Source organism: Actinoplanes sp. NPDC048796 (genome assembly GCF_040650035.1).
In the GTDB taxonomy this organism is placed as follows: domain Bacteria; phylum Actinomycetota; class Actinomycetes; order Mycobacteriales; family Micromonosporaceae; genus Actinoplanes.
The window spans coordinates 197,052-220,742 of sequence record NZ_JBEZGO010000006.1 but is presented as its reverse complement, the minus strand read 5'-3'; the positions used below and the strand labels follow the sequence as shown (position 1 = coordinate 220,742).

At 71.0% G+C, this 23,691-nt stretch carries 25 protein-coding genes; 15 read left to right on the top strand and 10 right to left on the bottom strand.

Going from position 1 to position 23,691, the window contains the following annotated elements; genetic code table 11:
• The first annotated feature begins 1 nt into the window (after nt 1).
• Nucleotides 2–1,408 (top strand): glutamate--tRNA ligase, encoded by a 1,407-nt coding sequence (gene gltX / locus AB0C26_RS25485; RefSeq protein ID WP_360252264.1) that lies wholly within the window; start codon nt 2–4, stop codon nt 1,406–1,408.
• A gap of 228 nt (nt 1,409–1,636) precedes the next feature.
• The gene (locus AB0C26_RS25480; protein WP_360252261.1) at nt 1,637–2,281 is read left to right on the top strand and encodes a hypothetical protein; all 645 of its coding nucleotides are present in this window, start codon (nt 1,637–1,639) and stop codon (nt 2,279–2,281) included.
• Here AB0C26_RS25480 and AB0C26_RS25475 read toward each other — a convergent pair.
• The 4 genes from AB0C26_RS25475 to AB0C26_RS25460 form a co-directional block, all read right to left on the bottom strand.
• The gene (locus tag AB0C26_RS25475) at nt 2,278–3,030 is read right to left on the bottom strand and encodes a hypothetical protein (protein WP_360252258.1); all 753 of its coding nucleotides are present in this window, start codon (nt 3,028–3,030) and stop codon (nt 2,278–2,280) included. The genes AB0C26_RS25480 and AB0C26_RS25475 overlap by 4 nt on opposite strands.
• The gene (locus tag AB0C26_RS25470) at nt 3,027–3,509 is read right to left on the bottom strand and encodes a sigma factor-like helix-turn-helix DNA-binding protein (protein ID WP_360252255.1); all 483 of its coding nucleotides are present in this window, start codon (nt 3,507–3,509) and stop codon (nt 3,027–3,029) included. Before AB0C26_RS25470 ends, AB0C26_RS25475 begins: the two co-directional genes overlap by 4 nt.
• Nucleotides 3,510–3,556: 47 nt before the next feature.
• A complete protein-coding gene (locus AB0C26_RS25465; RefSeq protein ID WP_360252252.1) occupies nt 3,557–4,096 on the bottom strand; it encodes a TetR/AcrR family transcriptional regulator in 540 nt (179 codons plus the stop codon).
• Between the two features lie 254 nt (nt 4,097–4,350).
• Entirely contained in the window at nt 4,351–4,575 is a 225-nt protein-coding gene (locus AB0C26_RS25460) for a hypothetical protein (RefSeq protein WP_360252249.1), read from the bottom strand.
• Nucleotides 4,576–4,885: 310 nt separating this feature from the next.
• On the opposite strand from AB0C26_RS25460, the gene AB0C26_RS25455 reads away from it, so the two are divergent.
• From AB0C26_RS25455 to fabF, 5 genes are all read left to right on the top strand, one after another.
• Nucleotides 4,886–5,974, top strand: coding sequence for a helix-turn-helix domain-containing protein (locus AB0C26_RS25455; RefSeq protein WP_360253142.1), 1,089 nt, complete (start codon nt 4,886–4,888; stop codon nt 5,972–5,974).
• Between the two features lie 94 nt (nt 5,975–6,068).
• The gene (locus AB0C26_RS25450; protein WP_360252246.1) at nt 6,069–6,995 is read left to right on the top strand and encodes an ACP S-malonyltransferase; all 927 of its coding nucleotides are present in this window, start codon (nt 6,069–6,071) and stop codon (nt 6,993–6,995) included.
• Nucleotides 6,996–7,006: 11 nt separating this feature from the next.
• Nucleotides 7,007–7,957, top strand: coding sequence for a beta-ketoacyl-ACP synthase III (locus AB0C26_RS25445; protein WP_360252243.1), 951 nt, complete (start codon nt 7,007–7,009; stop codon nt 7,955–7,957).
• Between the two features lie 54 nt (nt 7,958–8,011).
• Entirely contained in the window at nt 8,012–8,254 is a 243-nt protein-coding gene (locus AB0C26_RS25440) for an acyl carrier protein (protein WP_097320124.1), read from the top strand.
• Nucleotide 8,255: 1 nt separating this feature from the next.
• Nucleotides 8,256–9,482, top strand: a complete 1,227-nt coding sequence (gene fabF / locus AB0C26_RS25435) for a beta-ketoacyl-ACP synthase II (RefSeq protein WP_360252239.1) — start codon at nt 8,256–8,258, stop codon at nt 9,480–9,482.
• 45 nt (nt 9,483–9,527) lie between these two features.
• Here fabF and AB0C26_RS25430 read toward each other — a convergent pair whose 3' ends face one another.
• On the bottom strand, nt 9,528–10,355 hold the full coding sequence (locus AB0C26_RS25430) for a helix-turn-helix transcriptional regulator (RefSeq protein ID WP_360253140.1): 828 nt from the start codon (nt 10,353–10,355) through the stop codon (nt 9,528–9,530).
• A gap of 90 nt (nt 10,356–10,445) precedes the next feature.
• The gene (locus AB0C26_RS25425; RefSeq protein WP_360253138.1) at nt 10,446–10,682 is read right to left on the bottom strand and encodes a hypothetical protein; all 237 of its coding nucleotides are present in this window, start codon (nt 10,680–10,682) and stop codon (nt 10,446–10,448) included.
• A gap of 253 nt (nt 10,683–10,935) precedes the next feature.
• Between AB0C26_RS25425 and AB0C26_RS25420 the strand changes: the two genes are divergently transcribed.
• Nucleotides 10,936–11,142, top strand: coding sequence for a hypothetical protein (locus AB0C26_RS25420; protein WP_360252236.1), 207 nt, complete (start codon nt 10,936–10,938; stop codon nt 11,140–11,142).
• Here AB0C26_RS25420 and AB0C26_RS25415 read toward each other — a convergent pair whose 3' ends face one another.
• Both AB0C26_RS25415 and AB0C26_RS25410 read right to left on the bottom strand, forming a co-directional pair.
• A complete protein-coding gene (locus AB0C26_RS25415; RefSeq protein WP_360253137.1) occupies nt 11,143–12,840 on the bottom strand; it encodes a glycoside hydrolase family 3 N-terminal domain-containing protein in 1,698 nt (565 codons plus the stop codon).
• 247 nt (nt 12,841–13,087) lie between these two features.
• Complete coding sequence (locus tag AB0C26_RS25410; protein WP_360252233.1) at nt 13,088–13,579, bottom strand: DUF3145 domain-containing protein; 492 nt, start codon at nt 13,577–13,579, stop codon at nt 13,088–13,090.
• A gap of 234 nt (nt 13,580–13,813) precedes the next feature.
• Between AB0C26_RS25410 and AB0C26_RS25405 the strand changes: the two genes are divergently transcribed.
• Complete coding sequence (locus tag AB0C26_RS25405) at nt 13,814–14,140, top strand: hypothetical protein (RefSeq protein WP_360252230.1); 327 nt, start codon at nt 13,814–13,816, stop codon at nt 14,138–14,140.
• Between the two features lie 655 nt (nt 14,141–14,795).
• Here AB0C26_RS25405 and AB0C26_RS25400 read toward each other — a convergent pair.
• Nucleotides 14,796–15,416, bottom strand: a complete 621-nt coding sequence (locus AB0C26_RS25400; protein ID WP_360252227.1) for a carbonic anhydrase — start codon at nt 15,414–15,416, stop codon at nt 14,796–14,798.
• Nucleotides 15,417–15,594: 178 nt separating this feature from the next.
• Here AB0C26_RS25400 and AB0C26_RS25395 point away from each other — a divergent pair, with 178 nt between their 5' ends.
• Together AB0C26_RS25395 and AB0C26_RS25390 are read left to right on the top strand one after the other, a co-directional pair.
• Entirely contained in the window at nt 15,595–16,527 is a 933-nt protein-coding gene (locus tag AB0C26_RS25395) for an alpha/beta hydrolase (protein WP_360252224.1), read from the top strand.
• An 801-nt stretch (nt 16,528–17,328) separates the two neighbouring features.
• Complete coding sequence (locus AB0C26_RS25390) at nt 17,329–19,458, top strand: AAA family ATPase (protein ID WP_360252221.1); 2,130 nt, start codon at nt 17,329–17,331, stop codon at nt 19,456–19,458.
• Here AB0C26_RS25390 and AB0C26_RS25385 read toward each other — a convergent pair.
• Nucleotides 19,448–20,341, bottom strand: a complete 894-nt coding sequence (locus tag AB0C26_RS25385) for a superoxide dismutase (RefSeq protein ID WP_360252218.1) — start codon at nt 20,339–20,341, stop codon at nt 19,448–19,450. The two genes, AB0C26_RS25390 and AB0C26_RS25385, sit on opposite strands and share 11 nt — an antisense overlap.
• A 168-nt stretch (nt 20,342–20,509) precedes the next feature.
• Between AB0C26_RS25385 and AB0C26_RS25380 the strand changes: the two genes are divergently transcribed.
• The 4 genes from AB0C26_RS25380 (at nt 20,510) to AB0C26_RS25365 (ending at nt 23,687) form a co-directional block, all read left to right on the top strand.
• Nucleotides 20,510–21,424 carry a cation diffusion facilitator family transporter gene (locus AB0C26_RS25380; RefSeq protein WP_360252215.1) on the top strand — a complete coding sequence of 305 codons (915 nt, stop codon included), beginning with the start codon at nt 20,510–20,512 and terminating at the stop codon, nt 21,422–21,424.
• Nucleotides 21,425–21,533: 109 nt separating this feature from the next.
• Nucleotides 21,534–21,866 carry a hypothetical protein gene (locus AB0C26_RS25375; protein ID WP_360252212.1) on the top strand — a complete coding sequence of 111 codons (333 nt, stop codon included), beginning with the start codon at nt 21,534–21,536 and terminating at the stop codon, nt 21,864–21,866.
• A 49-nt stretch (nt 21,867–21,915) separates the two neighbouring features.
• Nucleotides 21,916–22,845, top strand: coding sequence for a 1-phosphofructokinase family hexose kinase (locus tag AB0C26_RS25370; RefSeq protein WP_245922961.1), 930 nt, complete (start codon nt 21,916–21,918; stop codon nt 22,843–22,845).
• Entirely contained in the window at nt 22,845–23,687 is an 843-nt protein-coding gene (locus tag AB0C26_RS25365; protein WP_360252209.1) for a 5'/3'-nucleotidase SurE, read from the top strand. Before AB0C26_RS25370 ends, AB0C26_RS25365 begins: the two co-directional genes overlap by 1 nt.
• Nucleotides 23,688–23,691 lie beyond the last annotated feature (4 nt).

Sequence of the window (23,691 nt, the reverse complement as noted above, 5' to 3'; positions counted from 1 at the left end):
CGTGACTGTACGAGTACGCTTCGCCCCCTCTCCGACCGGCATGTTCCACGTCGGTGGCGCGCGCTCCGCGCTGCAGAACTGGATCTACGCCAAGCAGCACGACGGTGTCTTCGTGCTGCGGATCGAGGACACCGACGCCGCCCGCAACCGTCCCGAGTGGACCGAGGGCATCATCTCGGCGCTCGACTGGATCGGCATCGAGCGCGGCACGTACGAAGGCCCGTACTTCCAGTCCTCCTACGCGCAGGACCACACCGCCGCCGCCACCCGCCTCTACGGCGAGGCCAAGGCGTACTACTGCGACTGCAAGCGTGAGGACGTCATCGCCCGCACCGGCAATCAGCACACCGGCTACGACGGCTTCTGCCGCGACCGGGGGCTCGGGCCGGGCGAGGGCCGCGCGCTGCGCTTCCGCACCCCCGACGAGGGCGAGACCGTCGTCGAGGACCTGGTGCGCGGCAAGCCCACCTTCGAGAACAAGCTGATGGAGGACTTCGTCATCGCGCGCAGCGACGGCTCCGCGGTCTTCCTGCTGGCCAACGTCGTCGACGACATGACCATGAACATCACCCACGTGATCCGGGCCGAGGAGCACCTGCCCAACACGCCCAAGCAGCAGCTGCTGTGGGAGGCGCTCGGGCACACCCCGCCGATCTGGGCCCACGTGCCGGTCATCGTCAACGAGAAGCGGCAGAAACTGTCCAAGCGCCGCGACAAGGTGGCCCTGGAAAGCTACCGCGACGAGGGCTACCTGGCCGCCGCCATGAAGAACTACCTGATGCTGCTCGGCTGGGCGCCCTCGGGCGACCGCGAGATCGTGCCGTGGCAGGTGATCGAGGACGAGTACCGCCTCGAGGAGGTCAACCACGCCCCCGCTTTCTTCGACGTCAAGAAGCTGCGGGCCTTCAACGGCGACTACATCCGGGCGCTCGACGTGCAGGAGTTCATCCAGTGCTGCACGCCCTGGCTGAGCGGCACCGACACGATCCCGGCCCCGCCGTGGGAGCCGTCGGCCTTCGACGCCGAGGTCTTCACCGCCGTCGCCCCGCTGGCGCAGACCCGCATCGCCGTGCTGTCCGAGATCGTGGACTACGTCGACTTCTTCTTCCTGGCCGAGCCGGCCATCGACGAGGCGTCGTGGGCCAAGGCGATGAAGGAGGGCGCGGCCGACATCCTCGACGCCACCGCGGCCGCCTTCGAGGCGCTCGAGGAGTGGTCGGCCGAGCCGCTGAAGGCCGCCCTCGAGGAGGTCGGGCTGGCCCGGGAGCTCAAGCTGGGCAAGACCCAGGCGCCGGTACGGGTGGCGGTCACCGGCCGGTCGGTCGGCCTGCCGCTCTTCGAGTCGATCGAGGTTCTGGGCCGCGAGCGGACTCTCGCCCGGCTGCGCGCGGCACGCGCCCGCTTGTAACACATTTTGCTGTATCACAGTTTGATGGCAAAGGGGGCCCGTTCGGATGACCGGGCCCCCTTCGTGTTGCGCGGACTAGGTACTATTTCGCCGCTGATCAACGGTCGTCGTCGTATCTCGGTCATCCCCAGATGGCTTCAAATTCGTCGGACTGGAGATGCGCCCGGGCGCGGTTCCGGGAAGGCTTGGCAACAAGCCATGTCCACCACGGGGCGGGGAGGCCGGACGATGGTTGGTAAGACGATCACCAGGTTGCTGGCTGTGACGGCGGCGCTCGCGGTCGGGCTCGCGCCCGCGGCCGCGCAGGCCGCGCCCAAGCCGGCGGCCAAGCCGAACATCGTGCAGATCGCCGGCAAGGACGTGGACGGCCAGATCGTCGTCGATCAGAAGACCCAGAAGCGGCTCTTCGAGAGCCTGCTCAGCGAGGTCAGCTGGATGGGCTCGGCCACGTCGCAGACGACCGCCCTCCCGGGCGACAAGCTCGGCGTCAAATACACGGTCACCCTGCTCAACAACAAGCAGGCCCTGCAGGTGTACGAACTGTTCCCGCTGGCCGCCGGAGGCCCGCGGGCCCACCGGACCGCCAAGCAGCCGACCGGCGCCAAGGCCGAGGGCTGGTTCTACGGCCGGCTCACCATGCCCGAGGCGCTGCGGGTGGCCGGCGTGCCGCTCAAGTCGAAGCCCGACGTGGTCACCGGCGGCATCGGCGGCGGCATCGGCCAGGGTCTCGAGGTCGACGCGGCCAAGGAGCCGGCCGGCGTGCAGGAGTACGTGGGCGAGGTGCGCCGCCTGTTCCTGCTCAACGGCGCCGTCCTCGCGGCCATCCTGGTCGGCCTGGCGGGCATCGCCTTCCTGATCCGCCGCAAGGTCTAATCGACCGGCGTCCGGAACGACGGGCAGCCCTTCCGGCACGTCTCGGCGCCGAACGCGTCGAACACCCGGTCGTCGGTCGCCACCTGCTCGACCTGCGCGCCGGTGAGCCCGGGCTTGCCGCGGGCGGCGCCCACGTCGCGTTTGCCGGTGGCCATCACGGCGATCGTGCGGCCGTCGGCCGGGCGGCGCGCGATCGTCTGGCGCACCTGCCAGTCCTCGTCGCTGACGTCGTCGTACCGGACGAACTCCAGGTCACCGGCCTTGTCGACCCGGGCGCAGGCCTTCTTGTCGGCCTTTACCGGGAAGCAGTAGCCGTCCGGTTCGTGGTAGACGGCGACGTCGATCGCGCCGCGCGGCTCGTCCCCCTCGACCACGTGATAGCGCCGCCAGCCGTCACCCCTCTCGACCGACTTGATCCCGAGGCCACGACCGACGATCAACGGCTCGACCATTTCCCGTACGCCGTCGGAAGCCTCCGAGACGGCGGGCGCCGGCCGGACGGTCGCCGGAACCGACACGACCGGAGCCACGGCGGACGGCGCGCCCGGCAGCAGGGTGGTGGTGAGTAGGTAGCCGGCGGCCACGATCGCCACCGCGCCCAGCAGGCCCGAGCCCAGCAACAGCTGCGTGCGGCGCCGGCGCAGCCGGTCGGCCCGGCGGAAGACCGCGTCGACCTCGTCGCCGACCGACGGCTCCCCCTCGAGGACGTGCTCCAGCAGCTCGCGCAGCGGCCCGCTCGGCGCGCTCATCCGGCCATCGCCGCCTCCGACTCGGTGAGCAGCCTCTCCAGGGCGGCCAGGCCGGCCCGCTCATAGGCGCCTACCCGCTCGTCGTCCAGGTCGAGCATGGCGCCGGTGGCGTCCACGTCGAAGCCGTCCCAGTAGCGCAGCACCAGCACCGCCCGGCAGCGCGGGGCGAGCTTGTGCAGGGCGTCGAGCAGCAGGATCGACTCGGCGGCGACACCTTCGGCGCCGGCCGAGGCCACGAAGACGTGCTCGCGGCGGCGGTTGCGCTTGCGGCAGGACTCCATGAGGTCGGCGTACGCGTAGACGTCGGCGTCGGCCACGGCGCCGCGCCGGCTGTCTACGACCAGGCGCGCCAGGGTGGCGCGGGTCAGCTCGGCCGCGAGCTGCCAGTCGCCGCACATCAGGAAGGCCGAGCGGCGCAGGTGCGGCAGGCGGGCCGCGACGAACGTGCGCAGGTCTTCCTCACCCTCGTTTCCGGACATATGCCCTTTATAGGCGCGGAATGGGGTGTGGGGGCGCGGAACGCCGATCACGCGACCTGAACGGCGACCTCCACGAGGCGTACGAGATCGTCCAGGTCCTCGTCGAACTCGTCCGGGGCCGCGGCCGGCGGCAGCCCACCGGTGACCTCGCCGGTGGCATAACCCAGCAGAAAGGCGAGGATCATGCGAGCCAGCCGGGGTACGGATCTCTCGGGCACCCCCGCGTCGTGCAGGATCCCGCGCAGCGCGGCGGTCAGCCAGGAGGCCGAGGCGCCCGCCACCGGCCGGTTCAGCAGCAGCGGGAAGGCGCCCGGGTGTTTCTGGGCGAGCGCCCGTACGGACCGGCTCAGCGCCCGCAGGCGCCGTTGCCAGCCGTCGCCCTCGTCGCGGCCCTCGTTCTCCAGCTCGATGGTGAGCAGGTCCACCAGACCGTCGAGCAGCGCGTCCTTGCCACCCACATACGGGTAGAGGGCCATCGAGGTCAGCCCGACCCGCTCGGCCACCGCCCGCATGGACATCGCGGCCAGGCCGCGCTCGTCGACGAGAGCGAGGGCCTGGTTCAGAATCAGCCGTCTCTTGTCGTCCACCAAACAACCGTGTCCGGCATTTCGCCTAAGTCAACCGGGGCGCGCCGCACGCCTCACCCGGTCGGGGTGCGCTTTCCCGCTTCCGCCCCGCCACCTTGCCCGCCGGCCCGGATGACTTGCCCCATTTGCGAGTTTCACTGAATGGCGCGGCGTCGCTTCGCGAGCCTTCGTCCTTCGCGACCGCAGACCTTCACCTTCAATGCGGATTCATGCCCTTATTCCGATTTGTGACGTGGAAGGAGTGCTCCGCGAGCTCAGCACCAGCGGCCCGGGGGGCGGCCTCGGCCGGCGGCGCGGCGACGAGGGCGTACCGCGCCGTGCAGGTGGGCGCCCGCCCAGCCGTGCAGTTCGGTGCGGCAGCCGCCCCGGCTCGGCACCGGCACGATCTCCGCGTCCGCCTCGTCGGCGGTCGCCATCGGCAGCGAGCCCTCCGGCGCGGGCTCACCCTCGCCGAGCGGCCAGTTCTCCCGTTCCGTCATCTCGCCTCCTCACCCTCTCGCGGTCTTTCATCGGCAACCCACCGCCCCCGCTTTACCGGGAGCGGACGCGAATCCGCCGACGCTAGGACGACACCTTGCCAGGTCACCGACCGAAATCGCGGGAGAGGCGCACCGCTACACCGGACAAATAGCCCAAATTGCCACTTTTTCGACTGGGGCCCGAACGTGGCACTCTGTTGGCGTGTCAGAGACCGCGCTACCCCGGGGCTCGGCGAAACCCCCACCGGCCGAGACCCTGCGCCGGATCGAACGGCACGCCGGTGCCCTCGCCACCTCGGCCGTCGCCCGCATGGACGAGACCCTGCCCTGGTTCCGCGCCCTCCCGGCCGACCAGCGCTCCTGGGTCATGCTGGTCGCCCAGGCCGGCGTCCGGTCGCTGGTCGAGTGGCTGCGCTCCGGCGGCGCCACCGAGGACAGCACCCAGGAGATCTCCGACGAGGTCTTCGCGGCCGCGCCGCGCGCGCTGGCCCGCTCGATCACGCTGACCCAGACCGTACAGCTGATCAAGGTGACCATCGACGTGGCCGAGGCCGAGGTCGCCGCGCTCGCCGCCCCCGGCGAGGAGGAGCCGCTGCTCCAGGCCATCCTCAAGTTCTCCCGCGAGATCGCCTTCTCGGCGGCCCGGGTCTACGCCCGCGCCGCCGAGTCCCGCGGCGCCTGGGACGCCCGCCTCCAGGCCCTGCTCGTCGACGCGCTGCTGCGCGGTGACTCCTCCGACGTGCTGGCCAGCCGGGCCGCCGCCCTCGGCTGGGCCGACGCCCCGCCGGTCGCGGTCGTGGTCGGCCGCTCCCCCGGCGGCGACATCACCGCCGTCCTGCACGCGGTCTATCGAGCCGCCCGCCGCAGCCGCATCGAGGTGATCGGCGGCGTGCACGGCGACCGGCTGGTCGTGGTCATGGGCGGCGCCGCCGACCCGGTGGCCACCGCCACGTCGCTGGCGGCCAGCTTCGGCGAGGGCCCGATCGTGGTCGGCCCGGCGGTGCCCTCGCTCGACCAGGCCACCGAGTCGGCCCGGGCCGCCCTGGCCGGCTTCCGTGCGGCGCCGGCCTGGCCGGGCGCGCCCAACCCGGTGTCGGCCGACGACCTGCTGCCCGAGCGGACCCTGGCCGGCGACATGGAGGCGCGGCGCAAGCTGCGGCACGACGCGTACGGGGCGCTGTCGCGGGCCGGCGGCGGACTTCTCGACACGCTCGACGCGTTCTTCGCCGCGGGCGGGGTACTCGAGAGCGCGGCCCGCGAGTTGTTCGTGCACCCCAACACGATTCGCTACCGCCTGAAAAGAGTGGCCGAGGTCACCGGGCTGTCGCCCCTGGACGGACGCGACGCGTTCGCCCTGCGGCTGGCGCTGGCCGTCGGCCGCCTCGACCCTGCGACATAGCTCACCGACTTGTAGAGTTCCTACAACAGCCGTCGTAGGGTTTCGTCGCCGTCAGCAACCCCGCAACGGCGACCTATCCGGAAGAGTCGAAGACGTGCTCGCCGTACTTTCCCCCGGCCAGGGTTCACAGAAGCCCGGCTTCCTGACTCCGTGGCTCGACCTCCCCGGCGCCGAGACCAAACTGCGCTGGTGGTCGGTGCTGGCCGGCGTCGACCTGGTGCACCTCGGCACGTCGGCCGGCGCCGACGAGATCAAGGACACCGCCCGTACGCAGCCCCTGCTGGTCGCCGCCGCGCTGCTGGCCGGCTCCGAGCTGCCGCTCGACGGCGTCGACCTGGTCGCCGGGCACAGCGTCGGCGAGCTCGGCGCGGCCGCCCTGGCCGGCGTGCTGCCGTCCGAGGCCGCCGTCGCGCTGGCCGGGTTGCGCGGCCGCGAGATGGCGGCCGCCTGCGCTCTCGAGCCGACCGGCATGAGCGCGGTCCTCGGCGGCGACGCGGACGAGGTGCTCGCGGCCATCGAGAAGCACGGCCTGTACCCGGCCAACCGCAACGCGGCCGGCCAGGTCGTCGCGGCCGGCTCGCTCGACGGGCTCGCGGCGCTGGCCGCCGACCCGCCCGAGAAGGCGCGGGTCCGGGCGCTCGAGGTCGCCGGTGCCTTCCACACGCCGTACATGCAACCGGCCGAGACCACCCTGGCCGCCGTCGCCGGCGGCATCAGCGCCGCCCAGCCGGCGCGCACCCTGCTCTCCAACCTCGACGGCACCGCCGTCACCGACGGCGCCGAGATGGTTCAGCGACTCGTCCGCCAGGTCACCGCGCCCGTGCGCTGGGACCTGTGCATGCGGGCCCTGTCCGAGCTCGGCGTCACGGGCGTGATCGAGCTGCCGCCCGCCGGCACCCTGGCCGGCCTGGTCAAGCGCGAGCTCAAGGGCAACGGGGCCCCCGAGATCGTCACCCTCAACACCCCCGACGACCTGCCCGCCGCCCGCGACCTGGTCGCCCGGCACTCAGCTCGCCTCTAAGGAGCATGATCATGACCGCGGGTTCCCGCATCGTCGCGATGGGGCACTACCAGCCCTCGCGCATCGTCACGAATGACGACCTGGCCGCGACGATCGACACCAACGACGAGTGGATCAAGAGCCGGGTCGGCATCGCCGAGCGGCGCATCGCCGACGGCGAGTCCGTGGCCGACATGGCCACCTTCGCCGCCGAGAAGGCACTGGCCGCCTCCGGCCTGACCGCGGCCGACATCGACCTCGTCACGGTCGCCACCTGCTCGGCGGTCGACCGCTGCCCCAACGTGGCGACCCGGGTCGCGGCCCGCCTCGGCATCAACGCCCCCGCGGCGTACGACCTCAACACCGCCTGCTCCGGCTTCAGCTACGCCCTCGGCACGGTCGACCACGCCATCCGCGCCGGCGCCGCCCGCAACGCCATCGTGATCGGCGCCGAGAAGCTCTCCGACGTCACCGACTGGACCGACCGCACCACCGCCGTGCTCTTCGGCGACGGCGCCGGCGCCGCGGTCGTCACCGGCGTGGCCGACGGCGAGCAGCCGGCCATCGGCCCGGTCCTGTGGGGCTCGGCCCCCGAGAAGGGCGACGCCCTGCTCATCGAGGGCTGGCAGCCGTACATCAAGCAGGAGGGCCAGACCGTCTTCCGCTGGGCCACCACCGAGCTGGCGCCGTTCGCCCTGCAGGTCTGCGAGCGGGCCGGCGTGGCCCCGTCCGAGCTGGCGGCGTTCGTGCCGCACCAGGCGAACACCCGGATCATCGACGGTATCGTCAAGCGGCTCGGTCTCGGCCCCGACGTCGTCGTGGCCAAGGATCTGGTCCACTCCGGCAACACCTCGGCGGCGAGCGTGCCGCTGGCCCTGTCCAAGCTGGTCGAGCGCCGGGAGGTGCCCTCGGGCGCGCCCGTCCTGCTCTTCGGCTTCGGCGGCGGCCTCACCTACGCCGGCCAGGTCGTCCGCTGCCCCTGAGCAGTTGACCGTCCTGTACGGAGCAGTCCCCACCATTGAGAGGAAACACCTGTAATGGCTTCACGCGAAGAGATCACCTCCGGCCTCGCCGAGATCCTCGAGGAGGTCGCCGGGGTGAACCCGGACGACGTCGCCGAGGGTAAGTCCTTCACCGACGACCTGGACGTCGACTCGCTGTCCATGGTCGAGGTCGTGGTGGCCGCCGAGGAGAAGTTCGGCGTCAAGATCCCCGACAACGAGGTCCAGAACCTGAAGACCGTCGGTGACGCGGTGAGCTACATCGAGGCGAACCACTGACATGAGCAATGTCGACGTCGTCGTCACCGGGCTCGGCGCGACCACCCCGTTGGGCGGGGACGTCGCGTCCACCTGGGACGCCATGCTCGCCGGCCGCTCCGGGGTGAGTCGCATCACCGCGGAGTGGGCCGACCAGCTCACTGTCAAGATCGCCGCGCAGCTGAAGGTCGAGCCGTCCGAGGTCATCGACCGGGTCAAGATGCGCCGGCTGGACCGCTCCGAGGCGATCGCCCTGATCGCCGCGAAGCAGGCCTGGGCCGACGCCGGCCTCGAGGGCGCGGAGATCGACAAGGAGCGCCTCGCCGTCAGCCTCGGCAGTGGCATCGGCGGCGCGCTCACCCTCCTCAACCAGGACGACATCCTCGAAGCGTCCGGGCAGCGCAAGGTCAGCCCGCACACGGTTCCGATGCTCATGCCCAACGGCCCGGCCGCCTGGGTCGGCATCGAACTGGGCGCGCAGGCCGGCGTGCACGCGATGGCCAGCGCCTGCGCGACGGGTGCCGAGGCCATGGCGCTCGGCCTGGACATCATCCGCTCCGGCCGGGCCGACATGGTCCTGGCCGGTGGCACCGAGGCGGTCATCCACCCGCTGCCGTACGCCGGCTTCGCCAACATGCGGGCGATGTCGACCCGCAACGACGAGCCGGAGAAGGCGTCCCGCCCGTGGGACAAGGGCCGTGACGGCTTCGTCTTCGGCGAGGGCGCGGGTGCGGTGGTGCTGGAGCGTGCCGAGCACGCGAAGGCGCGCGGCGCGCGTATCTACGCCAAGCTGGCGGGAGCCGGCATCACCTCGGACGGCTTCGACATCGTCCAGCCCGACCCGGAGTGCAAGGGCGGCGCCCGGGCGATGACCAGGGCGATCCGCGACGCCGGCCTGACCGGCGCCGACATCGTCCACGTGAACGCCCACGCCACGTCGACCCCGGTCGGCGACATGGGCGAGATCGTCGGCATCAAGGCCGCGGTCGGCACCCACCCGGTGCTCACCTCGACCAAGTCGATGTCCGGCCACCTGCTGGGCGCGGCCGGCGCCCTGGAGTCGATCGCCGTCATTCTGGCGATCCGCGACAGCGTCGTCCCGCCCACCATCAACCTGGACGACCCGGACGACCGCCTCGACCTCGACGTGGCGGCACACAAGGCCCGCCCCCTCGACATCCCGGCGGCCATGAACAACTCGTTCGGCTTCGGCGGCCACAACGTGGCTCTGGTCTTCACCCGGGCCTGATCGATCGAGAAACTGGGGCCGGCTCGCTGTGCGGGCCGGCCCCCGTTATTCGCGGCCGGCCCGCAACATGTCGATGTAGAGCTCCTGGTATCTGTCCAGGAAGGGCTCGACGGCGATGGCGTGCTCCTCGAGCGCTTCGAACACCCGGCCGTACGTCTCCACGTCCTTACGGCTCCGCGAGATGAGGCCGGTGTTGTAGAGGTCGACGATCACCAGGCTTTCATCGAGCAGATTGAAGCCGTGCTGGGGCGGGATCTCGACCGGCGCCTCCTGCGGGATCACCGCCACCTTGACGTTCGCGCGTTGTTCCACGACTCCACGAAGATGGCTGATCTGCGCCAGCATCTCCACCGGGGGATAGCCACCCGGCTTGAACACGGGCTCCCACACGATGAACCGAAAGGACTTCGAGCGGTCGGCCAGGACTTCCTGCCGCCTGAGTCTCGCCGCCACGGTGGCCAGAAGCGACTGTTCGGTACGGCCTGACACTTCGATGGATCCCAGCCGCTGAAACGCCTGCAGAACGAGCTTCACATAGCCACTGGTCTGCAACAGGCCCGGCATCAGCGTCATGCGGAAATCGCGGAAGCTGGTGGCCGACCGCTCCCAATCCATGATCGTGTTCTGCTGGCCGACGAAGCCGAATTTCGCCGGCCGCCAGTCGGTCATCCGGTCCTGTGATCGCTCGGCGTGGCTCATCAGGATGTGGACAAGGTCCTCGTCCGCACCGAGGGCGCGAGCGATGACGCCCACGTCCTCCGGGTCCACGAATCCCTGACCACGCTCGATCCGTGAGATCTTGGGCTGGCTCATCGCGACCATGGCCGCGAGCTGCGCGCCGGTCAGCCGCTGGGACCGGCGCAGGCGGCCCAGCGTGACGCCTACCGGCTCGTCCTCGTGGTCGGGGGCGCCCGGAACGATGGAAATCTCGGCACCCCCTCCCCGGTCCCGCTCATGCCCGTTTCAGGACAGGTTACGAACCGCCTCGACCAGCAGCTCGCGGGGAATCTCCACCAGTCTCTCGCCGGCGGGAACGTCGATACCCGCTTGCTCCGCGGACACCGAGAATCCCTGCACCACCACGGTGCCCGATTCGCTGGCATACACCGTCGGGCAACTGCCGCTGCTGCATTTGTTGGCTACAGCGCGCAACGGAGCCCGGGATGCGGGCTGAGCCCCATCGTTCTGCGGGAAGGTCATATTCACGGGCGAGATTCCTTATTCAGAACGTGGACGAAATGCCGTGTATTTGGACAATCGGGCGCGCACCAGTCTCGCCAACGATGACCGACCGCGAAAGTTACGGTGCCTCGTGGCAGATTGCAGCCTATCGAGTTGCCACGTGGCTGACTTTTTCCGGAGATTCTTTCACTCTATATGGAGACTGTGGAAAATTCAGCGAGCGTGAATAGATGCTCTGGGTAGTCACTTCGACACCCTTGGGCGGACGACCATGACCGACAGAAGACGGCTCGAACTGCCGCGCCGGGTCCGGGTTCTCGTGATGGTGGTTGCCGCCACCGTCGTCAGCGGGGCCGCGGGCGTGCTGTCCCACGCGGCGGGCGACAACGTGCCGGCGGCCATCCTGACCGCCGGCGGGGCCTTCGCCGGGTCGCTCGGGCTGCTGCTGGCCGTCGCGCACTACGCGACGGCCGAATAGTCAGGCCGCGCAGGCCGTGGCGGGAAGGCCGGTGACGCTCACCGGGGACCGGCCGGTGGGCTTGGCCCGGCCGGCGATCACCCGGGCGGCCGCCGCGAGAGAGAGGCGGCTGGAGGAGTACGTGGCGATCAACGTCTTCGACGTGGACGAGGCCAGCAGGTGCGGGGTGTCCATCGCGATCGTCACGGCCGCCGTCGCGTCCAGGTCGGCGGGCTTGTCGCCGTACCCCACCAAGCGAATGACCGACCCCCCACTCGGCTGAACCTTGACGCCGGCCGCTTGCAGCTCCTTGACGAGGGTCTGCTTGGCCGTCTCGCGAACGCCGTCCGCCGAGACCGAGACCGGGCCGGTGAGCAGCGGCCCCGCGCAGGAGCCGCGAAGGACGGTGACCGCGGCGGCGGCCAAGGGAGCCACGGCGGCGGCGTGGGCCGGGGAACCGACAGTCGCGACGTCCGGACGAGACCGAGCGGGCCGGCGGAGCTTGAGGGTGAGGATGCGGGTGACCGCCTCGACCAGTCGCTCACGCTTGAGAGAACCGTCCTTCAGCCCGGCCACGATCCCGTCGCGGGCGGCCGCGATGTCCGGCGGCATCAGCAGCATGTCGTTGCCGGCGTTCAGAGCGCGGACGGCGGCCTCGCCGGGCGGCCACTTCATGGCGGGCGGCATGTTCATGGCGTCGGTGACGGCCACGCCGGTGAACTTGAGCCGGCCCCGCAGCTCCTCGGTCATGACCTTGTGAGAGAAGGTCGCGGGTACGCCCTTGTCCAGGCCCTGAACGTCCAGGTGGCCGGACATGACGACGCCGGCGCCGGACTCGACACCCGAACGGAACGGGGGCAGGTCCTGCGTCTCCCAGTCCGCGCGGCTCTGCGTGACCACCGGCAGGCTGTCGTGGCTGTCGCCGCTGGTGTGGCCGTGGCCGGGGAAATGCTTCAGGCCGGCGACGACGCCGGCCCCCTGAAGACCGCGAACGGCGGCGGAGACCTGAGCGGCGTTGGCTTCGGCATCCGAGCCGTACGCCCGTGAGCCGATCACCGTGTTGTCCGGCGGCCCGAGGGTGTCGGCCACGGGCGCGAAGTCGACGGTGACGCCCATGGCGGCCAGTTCCTCGCCGGCGGCGCGCCAGGCGTTCTCGGTGAGCTTCGGCTGGGCGGCGGCGCCGGCCGCCATGGCCGAGGGAAGCATGGTCACGCCGTTGGTGACGCGGGTGACCACGCCGTACTCCTGGTCGATCCCGATCATCAGCGGGGCGCCGCCGGGGGTCCGCGCGGCGGCCGCCTGAAGGCCGTCGGTGAGCGCGCGCACCTGCTTCGGGTTCTCGACGTTGGTGGTCGGGTTGGTGGTGCCGGTCGGGTCCTGGGCGGTGAAGCTGACCAGAATGAGGCCGCCGAGATGGAACTTGGCGATCATCTCGGCCGGGGTGTTCACGCCGGCCAGGCCCTGGTTGCCGGCCGCCGAGGTCTTGTCGACGCTGGTCGCGGCGCTGCCGTAGGCGTACGGCATGAGCACCTGGCCGGCCAGGTCGGCGTCGGACATCCGGGCGAGGGCGTCGGCCACCGGATCACCGGTCGCTGCGGAGGGTGACGGCGGGGCGGACACGCTCGGTAGCGGAGGCGCCGCGGCCGGCGCGGGGTCGTCACTGCACGCCGCCGCGGCGAGAAGCAGGGGTACGACCAGAGCGGCGCGGGCTGTCCTCATCACGCCAGCCATCGAAGCAGCACCCGTCCAACCCCGCCCGCCGGGGGTCCGCCCACCGGGGTCTGCCCACCGGGGTCCGGCCCGGCGAGTCCGCCCGTCGGGGTTCGGCCGGCGGGTCCGCCCGCCGGGATCCGCCAGCCGGAATCCGCCCGCCGGAATCCGCCCGCCGGAATCCGCCCGCCGGGATCCGCCCGCCGGGATCCGCCCGCCGCCGGGCCGGTCCGGCGGGCCTGCCGCGGGCCTCGGGTCAGCCGACGCGGGTCAGGAGCGTGACGGGGGCGCCGTCGCCGGCGTAGCGGTAGGGCTCCAGCTCGGCGTCCCAGGCCGTGCCCAGCGCCTTCTCCAGGGCATGCGAAAGAGCCTCCGGCGCTCGCGCGGAGGCCATGATCGCGCGCAGCCGGTCCTCGCCGATCTGAATGTCCCCGGAAGCGCCCATGACCCCGTGGAAGAGGCCGCGGCCCGGCACGTGCATGAAGCGCTCGCCGTCGACGCCGGGACTCGGTTCCTCGGTAACCTCAAAACGGATCATGGGCCACTGCCTGAGGGCAGCAGCCAGCTCGGCACCTGTGCCGGCCCGCCCGGTCCAGCTGCACTCGGCCCGCCGCATACCGGGATCAACCGGTTGGGCGGTCCAATGCAGGGTGACCGGCGCGGTCAGCACACGCGCGATCGCCCACTCGACGTGCTGGCACACGGCGAGTGGAGTCGAGTGGACGTATACGACGCCACACGTTGGCACGGTGACCTCCCGGAGACCGAGGTGCGTCTTCCCCTACGACCTCGACCGCGGTTGATCGTGTCCCATGATGCCGGTTGGTACGGATGGTGCGCCAGAGAATCGGCAACATCGACATCGGATCGGCCGTAGTGGCACACCCGTTACAACGCCTCAACCTGCTCGGACGGCACGGTCCCGCCGACATCGTGTAGAGTTGGTACGGCCTTTTTTCTGTTTTCCTCAAGGAGTCCCGCCGTGGCGAGCAACACCTCAAAGACCGCCCGCGCATCAGTCCGCGCCGGACAGGGTTCGGGCGGCGCCCTCAGCGTGCTGGGTGAGTACAAGTACCTCATCCCGCTCGCCAACGGCCGCTTCGCGTACGTGCGCAACCTGACCAACGGCAAGACCGCACACCTCAAGACCGACTCCGAGGCGTTCGTCGAGGAGATCCGTCTCCTCGCCGCCGCGGGCCACGGCGCCAAGATCCGCGCCGAGCTCGAGGCCCTCGAGTCCGCCCATCCGCAGGACGGCTGGGGCGCCACCGAGAAGCGCCTGGCCGAGGCCGGCGTCTTCGAGGGCTGAGCCCTTCCCTGACGCTCGCGACCGGGTCCACACCGGGCCCGGCTCGCTAGCCGCGTTCCTCGCGCGCCGGCTCCGGCCGTACCGCGAATTCAGCGCCGATAAAGGCGCCTCCCGGCATGTTCGCCGAGAGGCGCCTTTTCGCGTCTGTCGAAGATCGGCCCAGAGGGATCAGCAGGGCACGATTGTCGCACCAAAAGACAAACCGGACGCGACTCTCCTCCGCAGAAGGCCGGGCGCGTAGACACCGCCCGTGTTGCCTAACGGAGGAAAACAGGCCAGGCGGTTACCGTCCGTCGCCTACGAGGAGGGTGCGTCTCAGCGGAGAAGGCCGAGCCAGGAGGCCTCACCCGGCGAAGGTCAGCCGCGCCGCGGAAGGTTGCCCGGCCAAGCCGTCGCATCCGCGCCGCGGAAGGGTGGCCCAGCCAAGCCGTCGCATCGCGCGCCGCGAAGATCGGCCAAGCCGTCGCATCCGCGCTGCGGAAGGTCGTGCGGCCGTCGGAGCCGCGCAAAGGAGGGACAATCCCGGCGAAACGGCAGAGTCGGGTCGAGAAAGACGGGCTCGGCGAGAGCCGACAGAGCCGGGCCGGGGAAGACGGCCCGGCTGGGCGGGGAAGACGGCCTGGCGGGGCGAGGAAGACGGCCTGGCGGGGCGGGGTCAGGGCAGGATCTCGACCAGGCCGGTGTCGAGGTCGTAGACGGCGCCGACCACGTCGGCCTGGCCGGTGGCGATGGCGTCAGCGACCACGTCGATGGACTGCATGCGGCGGACGGTGCGGCTCACGTGGGCGCGCATGGCCTTCTCGGGGGCGTCCGGGTCGTCCACGCCGACGGCGCGTACGGCCGGGGTGATCTCGTCGACCAGGTAGCCGATGTCGCCCGCCGGTTGAGCTCCAGCTCGCAGCGAATCCACCGTGGCGGCCACCGCGCCGCAGCGCTTGTGGCCCAGGACCACGACCAGGGGCACGCCCAGGGCCGACACGGCGAAGCCCACCGAGCCGAGGACCGCGCGGTCGACCACGTGGGCGCCGGAGCGGACCACGCAGATCGACCCGAAGGTCTGGTCGAAGATCGCCTCGAGCGGCACCCGGGAGTCGATGCAGCCGATCACGACGGCGTGTGGCTGCTGGCCACCGGACGCGGCGGCCGCGGCCGCCACCTGATGGCCGTGCTCCGGCCGGCCGGAAACGAAGCGCTTGTTGCCGGCCAGCAACTCGGCCAGGGCTTCAGCAGCGGAAGTGATCGGGGCGCTGGGGGCGGATGCCGGGTCCGTCGTCATACGACGATTCTCACCCCGCGGGGCGAGGTGAACAGCGAGTGCGAGACAACTCACGTTGAGCGCAAGGGCCGAAAGTCCCGAGTGCGGCCCTCAGGAGCCTGGCAATTCGGTCGATCACGAGTGATGATTATTACCCGTGGGTACATACGGGGTGCGGTAGATCCCCGGAGGTGCCCCGATGCCTGAGCTCACCCTCAGCGACGGCGTGAAGATGCACGTCGAGATCCACGGTGAGGCGAACGCCCCGGCCACCGTCGTGCTCGTGCACGGCTGGTGCCTCGACCGGCGTACCTGGCGCCAGCAGGTCACCGCTCTCAAGCAGCTGGGCCGGCGGCGCCCGCGGGTGATCACCTACGACGCGCGGGGACACGGCCGATCCGGCGCGACCGATCTCGGCGGCGCGACTCTGGGCCGGCTCGGCGAGGACCTCGCCGAGGTCATTGAGACGTACGCCCCCACGGGCCCCGTCATTCTCGCCGGGCACTCGATGGGCGGGATGACGATCATGGAGTACGCACACGCGTACCCCCAGGAATTCGCCGACCGCGTGGCCGGCCTTCTTTTCGTCTCGACCACGGCCGAGGGGCACACGCACACCAGGTACGGGCTGCCCTCCAGCCTGGCGGCCGTCATGCGCACCGGCGAGGTGCTGGGCGCCGGCCTGCTCGCCCGGTCCGGCCCGTGGGCGCCGCACCGGCTCCTGCTGCCGGCCCTGCGCCCGGCCGTACGCTGGCTGCTGTTCGGCGACGACCTCGACGACAGCGCCCTCCAGGTGACGATGCGCTGCGTAGGCCGTACGTCGCTGCGCTCGATAGGTGGTTTCCGAGCCTCGATCGGCGCCCAGCAGCGCCTCGACACGCTGGCCGCGCTCGGCGACGTCCCCTCCGCGGTGCTGGTCGGCGAACGCGACCGCCTGACCCCACCCGCCTGCGCCGAGTCGATCGCCGCGGCCCTGCCCGGCACCACCCTGACGGTCCTGCCGGGCGCCGGCCACATGCTCACCCTGGAACGCCCCGACGACGTCTCGGCCGCCCTGACCACCATCGTCCGCCGCGCCACCCGCTCCCGCCGCCCACGCCGAATCGCCCAGCCCGTGAACCAGGCCGCATAGCCACCCCCACAAAGCCAGGGCCGCTCAGCCACCTCGACACCCGATCGCGCGGCTATCCCCATACCATGCGCACGGGCCGCCAAAGCCGGGCCGCATGGGCACCTTGAGTACCGCGACGTGCAGGCATTTCAGAGCCAGGCCGCATGGGCACCTTGAACACCGCGAGCCAGGCCGCATGGGCACCTTGAGTACCGCGACGTGCAGGCACCGCAGAGCCAGGCCGCATGGGCACCTTGAACACCGCGAGCCAGGCCGCATGGGCACCTTGTGCACCGCAGCGTGAAGGTCACCGGCTTCGAGCCCTCGGCCTGGGTCCTGATCGGGATCGCGGCACTCTCAGAGCCAGGTCGCTCGGGCACCGCTTCACCGAGCCGCAGCAAGGCCCGACAGGGCCGACGTAGCGCTTGATAAGGCGGTAAATAACCGAAAAATCGGATGCCTGTCCGAGCCCGATGGCCCGGACAAGAGCGGCCAGAAGTTCTGACAATTCGCCCGCATCGCTCGAGGCCGGGCGGAAGCTGTGACGGTTCAGCAGCCGCCGGGTCCGGAAGCCAGGCCGAGGCAAGCCGAACCTAGGAAGGCCCAACCCAGGAGAGGAAGGCAGTGAACCCGGGAAGGGGCGAACCGGGCAGCCCGGGCAGAAAAGGGCAAGGACGAAGCGGGGTGGGGTGAGAACCGGTAGGGGTCGGAAAACGCGAGTTGGCGGGGAAGCGGGGGTCGGAGCAGACGGGGGATGTGTGGGGGGAGTAAGTTCGATTGCCCCCTGCACGTGGGGGCGCGGACATAGGGAGATCCACGGAGTTGAGCGACGCCACCGTTCTGCAGCAGGAGATCGCGGTCGAGCAGGGGCACGTGGACCGGGTGTACTCCCGGCTCGCTGAGCTGCGCCGGGATGCCTCGCGCGCCGAGAAGGAGGGCTACCAGCTTGCCGGTGTCGGGAACTTCGGCGCCCTGGTTGAGCGGGATGCCATGGTTTTCCACGCCGCGCGGCGGCGGCACGCTCTCGACACCGAGTACGAGGGGCTGGTGTTCGGGCGGCTCGATCTGAAGACCGGGGCCACCCACTACGTCGGCCGCATGGGTATTCGGGACGACAGCTCGCAACCGCTGGTGGTCGACTGGCGGGCGCCGGCCGCCGCCGCCTTCTACCGGGCCACCGCGGCCGAGCCGCTCGGGGTCGTGCGGCGCCGGATGATCCAGTCGAGTGGTGAGCGGGTCACCGGCATCGAGGATGACCTGCTCGACCCCGATGCCGCGCCGGCCGACATGCGGGTTGTCGGTGACGGAGCGCTGCTGGCCAGCCTGTCCAAGGCGACCGGGCGGGGCATGCGCGACATCGTCGCCACGATTCAGCGGGAACAGGACGACGCGATCCGCTCCCCCGGCTCCGGGGTGACGATCGTGACCGGCGGGCCGGGCACCGGCAAGACCGCCGTGGCTCTGCACCGCGCCGCCTACCTGCTCTACTCGGACCGTAACCGGTTCGCCGGGGGTGGCATCCTCGTCGTCGGGCCCTCGGGCGTCTTCGTCGAGTACATCGCCACCGTTCTGCCGTCGCTCGGCGAGGACACCGCCACCCTGCGCTCGCTGGGCACGCTCGTGCCGGGCTACGCCGCCACCCGGGTCGACCCGAGCGACATCGCCGCGGTCAAGGGCTCGCTGCGGATGCGCCGGGTGCTCGAGCGGGCCTCGCACGACGCCGTTCCGGACGGGCCCACCGAGCTGCGCCTGCTCTACCGGGGCACCCTGCTGCGCCTGGGCCGGGAGGAGCTCGACAAGATCCGGCGGTCCGCGCTGCCGCGCGGGGCCCGGCGCAACGAGGTTCGCGGGGTGGGCTTCGACCGGCTTTTCGACGCGCTCTGGGCGCAGGCCCGCCAGCACAAGGTGAGCGGCCTGCCGGAGAAGCGCGAGTTCGAGTCCGAGCTGGCCGACCGGGGCGACTTCCGCGACTTCCTCCGTCAGTGGTGGCCGCGTTTCACGCCGATGCGGGTGCTGCGCTGGCTTGCGGTTCCGCAGCGGTTCAAGGCGTACGCCAATGGGGTCCTGTCCCGTGACGAGATCGCCCGCCTGCAGGGGTCGTTCGACGCGCTGGCCACCGAGGGGCCGACGATCGCCGACGTGGCGCTGCTCGACGAGCTGGACGAGGTCCTGGGCCGGCCCCGGCAGGCCGCCAAGAAGACCAAGAATCCGTTCCACGTACGGGACGGGATCCAGGAGGTCAGCACGTACGCCGACCGGCAGGCCGCGCAGCGGGCCCAGCAGGTGCAGCGCGACGAGGACTACCGGGAGTACGCGCACGTGGTCGTCGACGAGTCGCAGGACGTCTCGCCGATGCAGTGGCGGATGATCGGCCGCCGCGGTTCGTACGCGTCGTGGACGATCGTCGGTGACCCGGCGCAGACGGCCTGGGCCGGCGACCCGGACGAGCTCGACCGGGCCCGCGACCGCGCTCTCGGCTCCCGCAAGCGCAACAGCTTCGCGCTGACCACGAACTACCGGAACTCGTCGGAGATCTTCGCGGTGGCGGCCGAGGTGATCCGCGTGATCATGCCCGATCTGCCGCTGCCGCGGGCCGTGCGCAGCACCGGTGTGGACCCGGTCGACCTGGTCGCCGCCGCGCCGGCGCTGCCCGATCTGGTGCGTGAGGTGACCGAGAAGCAGCTGGCGGACGTCGACGGGACGATCGGCGTGATCACCCCGGTGCCGCGCCGCGACGAGATGGCCGGCTGGGTGGCCGGCCTGCCGGAGCGGGTCCAGGTGGTCACGGCGCTGGAGGCCAAGGGCATGGAGTACGACGCGGTGGTGCTCGTCGAGCCGTCGTCCCTGACCGGGGACGCGGCCGGCATGCGCACCCTGTACGTCGCCCTGTCCCGGGCCACCCAGCGCCTGACCACTGTCGGAACCGTGGCCGGCTGGCTGCCTAAGGGATAGGCACCCCGACCGCGGTGTAGGTCGTCTCCGGCGTCGCCGGCGTCGTGAACCGGGCGTTGGGCAGGTAGAACCGCTTGCCGTACTCGGCGATCGTGGTCGGCACGTCGAAGTTCGGGCTGCCGGTCCGCGAGACGACGGTGCCGGCGGTGCCCTTCCGGTTCAGCTCGATCTTGGTGATCACGTTGAGCCGGTTCTGCACGACGTACAGCGTGCGGCCGCGCAGCCAGAGGCCGTCGCCGTTCGTGACGTTCTCGGCGCCCAGGTCGATCAGGGTGGCCTTGCCGTCGTACGTGACCCGGAACAGCTTTCCGGTGTTGCTCTGCACCACGATCAGGGCCTTGCCGTCGGGGGTGGGCGCGATGCCGTTGGCGTTGACCCCGGTGGCGTAGGCGATGTCGCCGGTCAGCGGGACCGCCACCGCCTTCGCCGGCAGTTTGCCGTGCCGGCCGAGCGGCAGCTTGAACAGCACGGGGTTGGTGGAGTCGGTGTACCAGGCGGCGCCGCCGGTCAGCGTGACGTCGTTGATGAAGGACGGGACGGTCTGGAGTGTGTACGACTTCAGCACCGCACCGCTCCGCGTGTCGATCACGCGGGCGTCGCCGCCGCTGCCGCCGGCCACGAAGAGCCGGCCGCGGTCGTCGACCTTCAGGCCCAGGGACGGCGTGCCCGGGCCCTGGCTCAGGGTCGCACCGGCGCCGGTCCGCAGGTTGACCCGGTAGATGTCGCCGTCGGCGCGGGAACCGAAGTAGGCGTACGGCTGGTGGCCGATGGCGATGCCCTCGGGCTGGAACCCGTCGGGCAGGGCGAGGACGGAAGGCCCCCGTGCGGGGGAATGAGCGGCAGCGGGCGACGCGGCGCCGACCACGGCGAGCACCGTTGCCATGACAATCGCGAGGGTACGTCTGGACACGGAGATGAGGTCCTTTCCAGGCGGAGCTTTTGACTTGTCCATGACTTCATACCCCAGCGGTCTGGCAAGAGTTCAACTTGCACACATAGCAATGTCCGCATACATTGGCGGAGGCTTACGGGGCCGACGGAAGGTTGATGCATGGGAGCCGGGCACGACCACGGTGGTCAAGCGCTGAGGGCAGGAGCGAAGCACCGCTCCCGCCTGTGGTGGGCTGCCGGCCTGCTGGCCGCGTTCATGATCGTCGAGGCGCTGGCCGCCTGGGCGACCGGCTCGCTGGCGCTGCTCTCCGACGCCGGGCACATGTTCACCGACGTCCTCGGCATCGCCATGGCCCTGGCCGCGATCACCGCGGCCGGCCGCGCCGCCACCGACTCCCAGCGCACCTTCGGCCTCTACCGGCTCGAGGTGCTGGCCGCCCTGGCCAACGCCGTGCTGCTGACCGCCGTCGCCGGCTTCGTCGTGGTGCAGGCCGTGCGCCGCTTCACCGATCCACCGGACGTGCCGGCCGGCTCGATGCTGATCGTCGCGGCCGGCGGCCTGATCATCAACCTGATCGCGTTCGCGCTGCTCCGCGAGGGCGCCCAGGAGAGCATCAACGTCCGCGGGGCCTACCTCGAGGTGATCGGCGACCTGCTGGGCTCGGTCGGCGTCATCCTGGCCGCCGCGATCATCGGGCTGACCGGCTGGTCGTACGCGGACCCGATCGTCGCCGTCATCGTCGCGCTGCTGATCCTGCCGCGCACCTTCGCGCTCGGCCGCTCGGCCGTGCGGATCCTGGTCCAGGCTGCGCCGCAACACCTGGACATCACCCGGGTCCGGGCCCGCCTGGCCGCCGTGCCGGGCGTCTGCGACGTGCACGACCTGCATGTCTGGACGCTCACCTCGGGCATGGACGTGGCCTCGGCCCACCTGAGCCTGGAACCGGCGGCCGAGCTCGGCACCGTGCTCAGCACGGCTCGCGACGCCCTGCACGACGACTTCCACATCGAGCACGCGACGCTTCAGGTCGAACCGGTCGGCGCCGGAGGCCGCTGCTCCCCCGCCGGATGGTGATCGCCAGGTATGGCGATCATCACACCTCAGGGTGCACCCTGATCACATCGGTCACCGCGTCCGCCGACCCGTCGCTTGGGGTCTTCGCTGGTTACTACGCTTGGTGACCATGCGAACACGGGAGGACACCAGCATGACCATGGTCATCCACCAGCCACGGGTGGCGTGGGACGGCGCCCGGGCCTTCGTCCGGGCCGCCGGCAGCCCACAGTCCGAGACGTTCGCCGCCCGGATCCTGCGGCGGCTCGGCAGCGAGACCTACGGCCACTTCGCCGACACCCGCCAGCGGCTGCTCACCGCGCTGGTCGAGACCGGCGGCGACCGGTACGCGGCCGACGTCGAGGCCGGCAAGTGGCGGGTACGCCTGGAAGATCTGCTCCGCACCCGGCCCGATCTGACCGGCGAGATCGTGGACCTCACCAACGAGGCCCTGGAGCTCTGAATCGCCGGAATCGGCACCCATAGCGAGACTTGCGGCTTAAATGTCGTTTATGGGCGACGCTCGGGTCATGGTCTTCGCGCCGGCACCGCAACTGACGGTGACGATCGAACAGCAACACGACGTACCGGAACTGCATGTCCACCCGGGCGGTCAGGGCATCTGGCAAACCCGGATGATCACCTCGCTCGGCGCCGAGGTGACCTTGTGCGCGGCCGTGGGCGGTGAGGTCGGGCGGGTGCTCAAGCCCCTGCTCGACTTCAAGGGCGTCCAGCTGCGCACCATCCCGCGGGAGAGTGGCAGCGGCTGGTACGTCCACGACCGCCGCGACGGCAAGCGCAAGGAGATCGCCGAGCAGCCCGGCGCCCCGTTCACCCGGCACGAGCTCGACGAGCTCTACAACCTGGCCCTGGCCGAGGGCCTGCGCGCCGGCAACGCCATCCTCAGCGGCCCCGCGCACCCCTCAGTCATCCGGGCCGACGTCTACGGCCGCCTCGCCAAGGACCTGCGGGCCAACGGCTGCCGGGTGATCGCCGACCTGTGCGGCAACCACCTCAAGGCGGTGCTGAAGGCCGGCCTGAACGTCGTCAAGATCAGCCACGAGGAGCTGATCAAGGACGGGCTGGCCAAGGACAACTCCGAGAAGCAGCTGACCGACGCCCTGCTCAAGCTGCACGACGACGGCGCCGAGTCGGTGCTGGTGTCGCGGGCCGACGCCGGCGCGCTGGCCATGTTCAACGAGGAGATCTACCGGGTCGGCATCCCGAAGCTGTCGATCGCCGACCATCGCGGCGCCGGCGACTCGATGACCGCGGGCGTCGCCGCCGTCCTGGCCAAGGGCGGCGACATGCACGACGCGGTCCGCACCGGGGCGGCCGCCGGAGCGCTCAACGTCACCCGGCACGGACTCGGCACCGGCCACCTGGACGCGGTCCAGGTGCTCACCGAGCGGGTCAAGCTCACCCCGATCAAGAAGGCGTGATGACGAGAATCCTGGTCACCAACGACGACGGCATCGACGCGCCCGGCCTGCGACATCTGGCCCGGGCGCTGGCGCGGGAGGGCCACGACGTCGTGGTCGCGGCGCCGGTCACCGAGGCGAGCGGCAGCAGCGCCGCGATGACGGCGGTCGAGGAACACGGCAAGATCATTCTGCACAAGCGGGAACTGCCGCACGCCAGACACATTCCGGCGTACGCGGTGGCCGCCTCCCCCGCGTACATCGTGCTCCTGGCCCTGCGGGAGGCGTTCGGCGAACCGCCCGAGATGGTCTTCTCGGGCATCAACCGGGGCGCCAACGCCGGCTCGGCCGTCGTGCACTCCGGGACCGTGGGGGCCACGCTGACCGGCTCGTACGCCGGGCTGCACGGGATGGCGGTCTCGCTCGACGTGCTCTCGCCGCGCGCCTCGTCGGCGCGCAGCGGCGGGGCCGCCCTGGCCGCCCTCGACCACGAGGAGGACGAGAAGCGGCACTGGGAGAGCGCGGCCGAGCTGGCCGTGCGGCTGGCGCCGACGCTGCGGCACACGCCGACCGGCACCGTCTTCAACCTCAACGTGCCGGATCTCCATCTGGACGGCATCCGCGGGCTGCGCCGGACGTCGCTGGCCTCGTTCGGCCAGGTTCAGGTGAGCATCGCCGAGGCGGGTGAGGGATTCGTCCGTACGGCCGTGCAGGCCGCCGATGAGCTACTCGAACCGGACACGGATCTGGCCGCGCTGGCCGAGCACTTCGCCGTGGTCACGCCGATCCGCCCGCCCATGGAGGCGGTGGACGTGCGCATGAACCTCGAGACGATCCAGGTCCACGCGTCGGCGCTGGCCTAGGACA